Below are 7,577 nucleotides of genomic sequence, written 5' to 3' on the forward strand. Positions count from 1 at the left end.
ACCGGTACCCATCCCGGTCAGGGGCGAAAATTCCCCTAACATTATCCAAAGAAGTCGGGTTCACTTAGCCCTCGTCAACCTTGCTGAAAATTAGCTGACCAGGTTGGCTGCTCGAGCTCCTCATACCCCACATCGATGGAGGGTCTGCGTTGGCCAGCAAGAAGAGGTTCCCGCACGCGCGCACCGCGATCGCCCTGCTCGCGACGATGGCCGTCGCCGCCACCGCGGCAGCCTGCTCATCGAATTCCTCGACCTCGTCCGAGACCACCACCCCCGCGGCGAACAAGGACGAGGCCGCGGTGAACGCCTACGTCTACACCTACCCGCTGGTGTCGGTGGAGGTGACGCGGCGACAGCAAACCAATGTGCCCGCGCCTGACCCGTCCAAGGGCGTGGCGCCGATGAACCAGCTCGCACCCCTGGCCTTCCTGCCCGACGCGAACTTCAAGAATGTCGTCCGCCCGAACGTGGACACCCTCGGCCGGATGACAAGGCCATCCTGAAACAGCTGGCCGACATCGGATGGACCCCGGACAAGAAGCTGGACCTCGCCACGCTGCCGAGCTCCGAACGCGCACAGTGGGAGCAGGCGTTCTCGACGGCGCTGAGCAAGATCGAGGCCGACATCGACAACCAGCCGGTCAATGGCTGGAAGACCGCGCGCAAGGACATCGGCGACTACGGCACACATTACGGTGTCCGCGCCGTCATCGCTTACGCCGGTCTGGGCGCGAACCTGCCGCAGGACGCCCTGTACCCGGGAGCCCACATCGACGCGAAGAACCAGCCGCTCGACTCCGCCCACAACTACGTGCTGCACTTCCCTGCCGACCAGATTCCGCCCGTGCACGGATTCTGGTCGGTCACCATGTACGACGGGAAGGGCTTCTTCGTCGACAACCCGATCAACCGCTACGCCCTGCGCGGTGAACTGCTGCCCAAGAACCCGGACGGCTCGGTCGACATCTACATCCAGCGTGAAAAGCCGGAACCGACAAAGGAATCGAACTGGCTGCCCGCACCCGAGTCCGGAAACTTCAACCTGATGCTCCGCACCTATTGGCCCGACGAGAAGATCATCGACGGCAGCTGGAATCCCCCGGCGGTCACCATCGCCAACTGACTCATCCGTGAATGCGCCTCGGACCGAATGCGGTTCGAGGCGCTTTCTATTTTTGCCGCCGCCGAATAACCGAAACTTGATTCCTGGACCGACATCCGATAGAACTTGTTCCGTTGCTCTGGCAACGCGAATCGTTCTGCACGCCATCTGAGTTCAGCGTGCATCGGGGGCCCGGGAGGATAGGAATAATCATGCGTCGCACCATTCGTGATTTCGGTCGTAAGGCAGTTGTCGCGGCTCTGCCGCTGGCGGTGGCCGCCACTTTCGCCAGCGCGGGAACGGCTTCCGCCACCGCGCCGATCGAGGCCCCGCAGGCGGCGCCGGTCGTGCAGCTCGCCGCGTTCACCCTGGCGGTCCCGGTCGCGGCCGAGGTCTCGCAGCCCGTCGCCCCCACAGCCACACAGCCCGTGACCTCGGATGTCACCCCGGCCGCGGCCGAGATCTCGCAGCCGCAGGACATCGCCACCGACCCGAATGCCCAGAACCACGATCCGATGGCCAATGCCGCCGCCCTCGGCTTCGTGATCGGGGCCGCGACCGGCGCCGTCATCTGTGGCGTCACCATTGTCGGAATTCCGCTGATCCCGCTCTGCGCGGTCGGCCCCGGCCTGCAGCTGGCGCTGGTCGGTCTGCTCGTCGGCGCGATCGCCCCGAATTCCGTTCCCCAGATCCTGCCCTGATCCTCGGGCACCGGAGACACGAAAGAACCCCATCCAGAGATTTCCGGATGGGGTTCTTTCGTATCGAATTCCGGGTGACGGATACGGTGACCTATTCGGTTGCCGATACGCCTACCGATATACCTACCGATGCGCGCGCGGATCCGCCAGCAGATATTGCGCGGCGGCATAAGTGCCGAGAATGACGCCCTCGGTGATCCGGCGCGACTTCTCACCGCGCGCGAAAATGCGGCGCAGCACGATCAATCCGTCCGACACGGTGAACAGCAGCGCGCCCAGACCCAATCGGCTGCGCGGATCGGCGTTCGGAACGTTCACGCCCGCAATGTTCTTCGCATCGCGGGCGAGTTCCGGATCCGAGGCCAGGGTGGCCGCGGCGCCCAGGGTCGCACCGTACACGGTGAGCGGCACCGCCACCGTGGGGGCTTTGAACCGCATGAGCGTCGCCGCGCCCAGCCAGGCACCCAGTCGCTGGCCCGCGATGGCAGGCCGGGGACGCGCCCCGTGCCGCCACCACAGCCACGAGTAACCGGTCTGCATGACCGCGAAAGACGAAGCGCCCGCGATCAATCGGCGGTCGTCGTCGGGCTCGATGAGCAGCACGTCGCCGACCGTGGCCGCGGCCAGCGAACCGAGCAGCACCGTGCGGTCGGCGGGATCCAGGCGCTTGCCGTTCACAGCCACGTCGGCGGCCAGCAACGGCATCAGCAACGGCTTCGCGACCCACTGCAGTTTCTCGCGACCGGTGACCGCACCGTAGACGGTCACCGCCGCCGCGCCGACGAAGGCGGCCCGGAACGGGCGGGCCATCAGAAGCTGGGCTCGGCCGGGGCCGGCGGCAGCACCGCGACCTGGCCGGCGTAGGACAGACCCGCGCCGAAACCGAGCAGCAGCGCCAGCTGACCGCCCTTGGCCTTGCCGGTCACCAGCATCTCCTCGATGGCCAGCGGGATCGAGGCGGCGGAGGTGTTGCCGGTGTTCTCGATGTCATTGGCCATCGGCAGGTCGTCGGGGAGCCCGAGGTTCTTCTTCATGAGCTCGTTGATGCGGGCATTGGCCTGGTGCGGGACGAACACCTCGATGTCGTCCTTGGCCACGCCCGACAGCTCGATCGCGCTGGACAGCGCGCGCGGCAGGGTGACGGCGGCCCAGCGGAAGACCTTGGGGCCCTCCATGTGCAGCGACATCCGGCCCACGGCCTCGACCGACGGGTCGGTGCCCTGCAGGCGCTGCGCCTTGTTCATGAACTCCAGGAAGTCCACGTCCTGCGCGATGGCCTCGGCGTTCTCGCCGTCGGAGCCCCACACGGTCGGGGAGATGCCGTTCTCCTCGGCGGGACCGATCACGACCGCGCCCGCGCCGTCACCGAAGATCATGGCGGTGCCGCGGTCGGTCGGGTCGAGGCCGACGGTCATCGTCTCGGCGCCGATGAGCAGGATGTACTCGGCCGAGCCGGAACGGATCATGTCCGCGGCCACGCCGAGGCCGTAGCCGAAGCCGCCGCAGCCGGAGACCAGGTCGAAGGCGGGGATGCCGTTCATACCCAGGTCCGAGGCCACGGTCGGCGCGCCGTGCGGGGTCAGCTTGAGCCAGCTGGAGGAGGCCAGGATCAGGGCGCCGATCTTGGATCGGTCGATGCCGGTGTTCTTCAGCGCCCGCTCACCCGCGGCGACCGCCATGCTGCGCAGCGTCTCGTCGCCGGAGATCCAGCGCCGGTTGTGAATGCCGGTCCGCTCGAAGATCCACTCCGGGGTGGAGTCGAGGACCTCGCACACCTCGGCATTGCTGACGACGCGCTGGGGCCGGTAGGCACCGATGCCGAGCATCGCAATATTCTGCTGACCCTTGTTGATTGCAATGCTCACCACTGGTGACTCACACGACCCTTCACACAATCATTTGTCGACACCGTTGTCGGACGTAAGACCAGGACTCAGGCTAACCCAGAGCAAGGTTTCAGCCCAGAGCCAAGTCTGGTTAACCGTCCGGTAAGGACACACCCTGACACCAGGACATAAGTCCTACCCCAGGGCGAGGTCCTTCAGGCCCAGAATCGAGCGATATTCCAGACCCTCGGCGGCGATGATGCCGTCCGCGCCGGTCTCACGGTCCACCACGGTGGCCACGCCGACCACGATCGCGCCCGCCTCCCGCAGCGCGCGCACCGCGGTGATCGGGGAGTTGCCGGTGGTGGTCGTGTCCTCGACCACGAGCACCCGCTTGCCCACGATGTCGGGGCCCTCGATCTGGCGCTGCATGCCGTGGGTCTTGGCGGCCTTGCGCACCACGAAGGCGTCGATCGGCCGGCCCGGCGCGTGCAGGACCGCGGCCGCCACCGGGTCGGCGCCCATGGTGAGCCCGCCCACCGCGTCGAAGTCCCAATCCGCCACGAGCTCCCGCAGCAGCTTGCCGATCAGCGGGGCGGCCTCGTGGTGCAGGGTGGCGCGGCGCAGGTCCACGTAGTAGTCGGCTTCTTTGCCGGAGGACAGGGTCACCCGCCCGTGCACGACGGCGAGCTCGCGCACCAGAGCCGCGAGTCTGTCCCGGTCGGTCGTCGTTACCTGCATTGCTGTGTCTATGTCCTTCCGCGTGCGTTGAACAGGCCCCGGTTCAGGCGGGTCACCAGGGTTCGTGGGATGAGCCCGGCGATCGCGACGATCGCTTTGTACTGCATTCCGGGCACGCTGATCACCCGGTCTCTCTCCAGATCATGCAGCGAACCGGCCACCACCTCGTCCACGCTCAACCACAGGGGTCGCGGTAGCGAGGCCATCTCGATGCCGGCCCGCTCATGGAATTCGGTGCGGACGAATCCCGGGCACAAGGCCTGCACCCGGACTCCGGTTCCGGCCAGCCCGCCGGCCAGCCCTTGGGAAAAGGATACGACGTACGCCTTGGAGGCCGAATAGGTCGAACCCCGTCCGGGGATCAGGCCCGCCATGCTGGCCACATTCACCACGGTGCCCCGGGCCGCGTGCAGCATGGGCGGCAGGGCCGCCCGGGTGAGCTGCACGACAGCGGTGACGTTCACATCGAGTTGGTGCTGCAGGGCGTCGGCGTCCTGCGTCCAGAACTCCCCCGACATGCCGAATCCGGCATTGTTGACCAGGAATTCGACGCCCTCGGCCAGGCGTGCGGCCACCCGGTCGCGATCCGCGGCCCGGCTCAGATCGGCGGGCAGCGTCTCGGCGCGCGCGGCGAACCGCACCCGCAGGTCGTGGGCCAGCGCGGCCAGCCGCTCCTCATCCCGCGCCACCAGCACCAGGTCGTAGCCGAGGGCGGCGAGCCTGGTGGCGTACGCCTTGCCGATGCCGGAGGTCGGCCCGGTGACCAAGGCCACCGGACGGCGGGCGCCCGGCAGGCGCACCTGATCAGGGGAACTCTCGGTCATCGACGGCCCATCACTCGCACGATCGGGGAGTGGTCGGCGATGACCTGAACTGCGCCCTCATTCTGGTCCCTGGCCGATCCACACGCGGCGAATTCGCGCAGACACCCTGTGGCTGCGGCGCGCCGCGCGTAGACACGGCCGAGGCGTCACCTCGGCGCGGGTCCCTGGTAGGGGCGGAAGCCCGGATGGAAGGGTCCGCCGGGCGGGGCGCTGCGGCCCTGATCCCGGCGCCAGCCCTGCTCGGGCTCGCGGTCCGGATCCGATTCGGCGCGCCGGTCGCCGGATTCCGGGTCGCCCCAACGGTCTTCGTGGTCGGGGCCGTCGGCGTCGTAGTGGTCCTGCTCGCCCTCGGGGGCGGGCGGCCAGTTGCGGCGCGGGCGGTTGCGCGGATCCGGCACGACTTTCAGTGCGGGACGCCAGCTTTCGGGCTCGCCGTCCGGTTCCGCGCCCCCCGCGATATCGCTGACCAGCGAGGAGTCGTAGTCGTCGTCGCGCGGGCGGTCGTCGCGGGCGGGACGCTGGGCGCGCGGGTCGCGCTCCTGGTCACCGTGGTCGCCGAACTCGTCGTGGCCGTCGTAGCCGTCGTCCTCGGGAACCGCTTGCGAGCGACCGGGTTCGGGCAGTTCGTCGCGACCGCGTTCGGCATTGATGACCGGCGGCAGCACGTGCAGCAGGCCGGACAGCCGCAGCACCGCGTCGATGGCGGTCTCCCAGTCCTTGGCGACCGCGCCGACCGGCAGCATGCCGAGCGTCCAGTTGCCCTCGGACCACAGCTGCTGCACCTCGTCGGGCAGCGACTCGATGAACGCCACCATGCGCTGATCCACCGCGTGCCGCGCGACATCGGGATTGGTCGCGAAGACCACCCGGTCGCCGATGGCGCCGAGCAGCTCCAGATCGTGATCCTTCGGCGGCGCCGCGGTTTTCAGCCGCAGGTCGATATCGATGTCCGAGCCGATCTGACGGCGCACCGCGACCAGGGTGGCGGCGTCCTCCAGATCGAAGAGCACGAACTTCTCGCCCTTGCGGTTACCCGACACCACGTCCACCGCGGACAGGTAACCCAGCTTGGCGAGCGCGCCGCGCCGCCAGGTGGAGGCGAGCGCGGGCTCCACCGAAACATAGGTGTAGCCCTGGGATTTCGCCCAGACCTGTCGCACATGCCCGGTGCGCTGCCGCTGCAGCCGATCGAAATAGAGCAGCACGATCGCACCCACGAGCGCGATCGCCGCCAGCCCGAACCATATAGCCGTCATCGCCGCCTACCCTAACTGTGTTTGATTTGCCTCCGCTGCGCTCCGGCGGGTTCGCGGCGCTGAAGGTCTCGTTCTTCCCTCCCTCCGCTCCCCCGCTTCGCTCCTCCGCTCCGCTCAGTCCAGAACGAGACGCGCCGCGAACCTTCAGGTTGGGGCAACCGTAAGTGGGTTCATCGGGTTCCGCTCGGCAGGGAAGTGCTGAAGATCAGCTTCGCCTGGATCGATCCGTCCGCGTTCTTATCGCCTTGCACCATAACGACTTCCCCTACTGGCAGGTCCGCGACTTTGGTGCTACCCAGGGAGATTACCTGCGTCTTGTCGTCGGTCTTCACCGTCACCGTGCTGCCGGACAGCGCCGTGATGGTGAGCGTCGAGCCGTCGTTCGAGGCGATGGTGCCCATGTCCGCGCCGAGCTGGTCCAGATCGCCCAGGCCCGGAATCGTGGGCACCCCGCTGGGCAGCGGCAGGGAGGAGGTGTTGCCCGGGAAGGCGGGCAGGCCGAGACCGGAGGTGCTGGGTCCGGCGGCACTGTCGGACGAGTCGTTGTTGCTCAGCAGCGTTCCCACGACCACCCCGACGATGGCGACCGCGATGATCGCGGCCAGACCCAGCGCGATCCACATGGTGGTCTTGCGCGGCGGCGGGGGCGGCGCCGGATTCTGCGGGAAACCCGCGGGCTGATAGCCGCCCGGCGGCGGCATGCCCGCACCACCCGGATAGCCGGGCGCGGGCGGATAGCCCGGAGCGCCGTAGGCCCCCGTGGGCGCGTACCCCTGTTGCCCCGGGTAGACAGCCGTCGGCTCGTAGCCGCCGCCGGTGTCGTACCCACCCCAGCCGGCGTCCGTGGGCGGGAACACCCGCGTCGCCTCGGGCCCCGGCTGCTGCCCGAAATAGTCGGTCGGACCAGCGGGTATGGACTCGGTGGGCCCGTACGCCGCGGCGCTGTCCGAGGTGTGGCCGCCGGGGACGGCCTGCTCGGCGGGCCCCTCCCCGGGGCCCGGTTCCGGCCGCCGCGACCACGGATCGCTCGGATCAGTCATGGCCTCCAGGGTAGGCGGAGTACGGCTACCGAGCCGCGAACTCGACCGAACGGTCCCGAAACGGCGAGGCCCCCGCGCGAGCCGAAG

At 68.4% G+C, this 7,577-nt stretch carries 9 protein-coding genes; 3 read left to right on the forward strand and 6 right to left on the reverse strand.

Going from position 1 to position 7,577, the window contains the following annotated elements; genetic code table 11:
- Positions 1 to 149: 149 nt before the first annotated feature.
- From ACFV4K_RS20710 to ACFV4K_RS20720, 3 genes are all read left to right on the forward strand, one after another.
- The gene (locus ACFV4K_RS20710) at positions 150 to 503 is read left to right on the forward strand and encodes a hypothetical protein (RefSeq protein ID WP_379276884.1); all 354 of its coding nucleotides are present in this window, start codon (positions 150 to 152) and stop codon (positions 501 to 503) included.
- Positions 504 to 751: 248 nt separating this feature from the next.
- Positions 752 to 1,123 carry a DUF1214 domain-containing protein gene (locus ACFV4K_RS20715; RefSeq protein ID WP_379276900.1) on the forward strand — a complete coding sequence of 124 codons (372 nt, stop codon included), beginning with the start codon at positions 752 to 754 and terminating at the stop codon, positions 1,121 to 1,123.
- 191 nt (positions 1,124 to 1,314) lie between these two features.
- Positions 1,315 to 1,803, forward strand: coding sequence for a hypothetical protein (locus tag ACFV4K_RS20720; protein ID WP_379276886.1), 489 nt, complete (start codon positions 1,315 to 1,317; stop codon positions 1,801 to 1,803).
- A 123-nt stretch (positions 1,804 to 1,926) separates the two neighbouring features.
- Here ACFV4K_RS20720 and ACFV4K_RS20725 read toward each other — a convergent pair whose 3' ends face one another.
- The 6 genes from ACFV4K_RS20725 to ACFV4K_RS20750 form a co-directional block, all read right to left on the reverse strand.
- Positions 1,927 to 2,613: a lysoplasmalogenase family protein gene (locus tag ACFV4K_RS20725; RefSeq protein WP_379276887.1), complete on the reverse strand. Its 687-nt coding sequence runs from the start codon at positions 2,611 to 2,613 to the stop codon at positions 1,927 to 1,929.
- On the reverse strand, positions 2,613 to 3,671 hold the full coding sequence (locus tag ACFV4K_RS20730) for a beta-ketoacyl-ACP synthase 3 (RefSeq protein WP_379276889.1): 1,059 nt from the start codon (positions 3,669 to 3,671) through the stop codon (positions 2,613 to 2,615). The genes ACFV4K_RS20725 and ACFV4K_RS20730 overlap by 1 nt, the downstream gene beginning before the upstream one ends.
- A gap of 153 nt (positions 3,672 to 3,824) precedes the next feature.
- Positions 3,825 to 4,370 (reverse strand): orotate phosphoribosyltransferase, encoded by a 546-nt coding sequence (gene pyrE / locus ACFV4K_RS20735; RefSeq protein WP_357284893.1) that lies wholly within the window; start codon positions 4,368 to 4,370, stop codon positions 3,825 to 3,827.
- Positions 4,371 to 4,378: 8 nt separating this feature from the next.
- Positions 4,379 to 5,194 carry an SDR family NAD(P)-dependent oxidoreductase gene (locus ACFV4K_RS20740; protein ID WP_379276891.1) on the reverse strand — a complete coding sequence of 272 codons (816 nt, stop codon included), beginning with the start codon at positions 5,192 to 5,194 and terminating at the stop codon, positions 4,379 to 4,381.
- Between the two features lie 146 nt (positions 5,195 to 5,340).
- Positions 5,341 to 6,450, reverse strand: coding sequence for a hypothetical protein (locus ACFV4K_RS20745; RefSeq protein ID WP_379276893.1), 1,110 nt, complete (start codon positions 6,448 to 6,450; stop codon positions 5,341 to 5,343).
- A 170-nt stretch (positions 6,451 to 6,620) separates the two neighbouring features.
- Positions 6,621 to 7,490, reverse strand: coding sequence for a DUF5666 domain-containing protein (locus ACFV4K_RS20750; RefSeq protein ID WP_379276894.1), 870 nt, complete (start codon positions 7,488 to 7,490; stop codon positions 6,621 to 6,623).
- Between the last annotated feature and the right edge of the window lie 87 nt (positions 7,491 to 7,577).

This window comes from Nocardia sp. NPDC059764, assembly GCF_042732555.1.
Classification (GTDB): Bacteria; Actinomycetota; Actinomycetes; order Mycobacteriales; family Mycobacteriaceae; genus Nocardia.

Coding starts and splice junctions, on each gene's coding strand:
- ACFV4K_RS20720 (WP_379276886.1), top strand. CDS start 1,315: ATGCGTCGCACCATTCGTGATTTCGGTCGTAAGGCAGTTGTCGCGGCT.
- ACFV4K_RS20725 (WP_379276887.1), bottom strand. CDS start 2,613: ATGGCCCGCCCGTTCCGGGCCGCCTTCGTCGGCGCGGCGGCGGTGACC.
- pyrE (WP_357284893.1), bottom strand. CDS start 4,370: ATGCAGGTAACGACGACCGACCGGGACAGACTCGCGGCTCTGGTGCGC.
- ACFV4K_RS20740 (WP_379276891.1), bottom strand. CDS start 5,194: ATGACCGAGAGTTCCCCTGATCAGGTGCGCCTGCCGGGCGCCCGCCGT.
- ACFV4K_RS20745 (WP_379276893.1), bottom strand. CDS start 6,450: ATGACGGCTATATGGTTCGGGCTGGCGGCGATCGCGCTCGTGGGTGCG.
- ACFV4K_RS20750 (WP_379276894.1), bottom strand. CDS start 7,490: ATGACTGATCCGAGCGATCCGTGGTCGCGGCGGCCGGAACCGGGCCCC.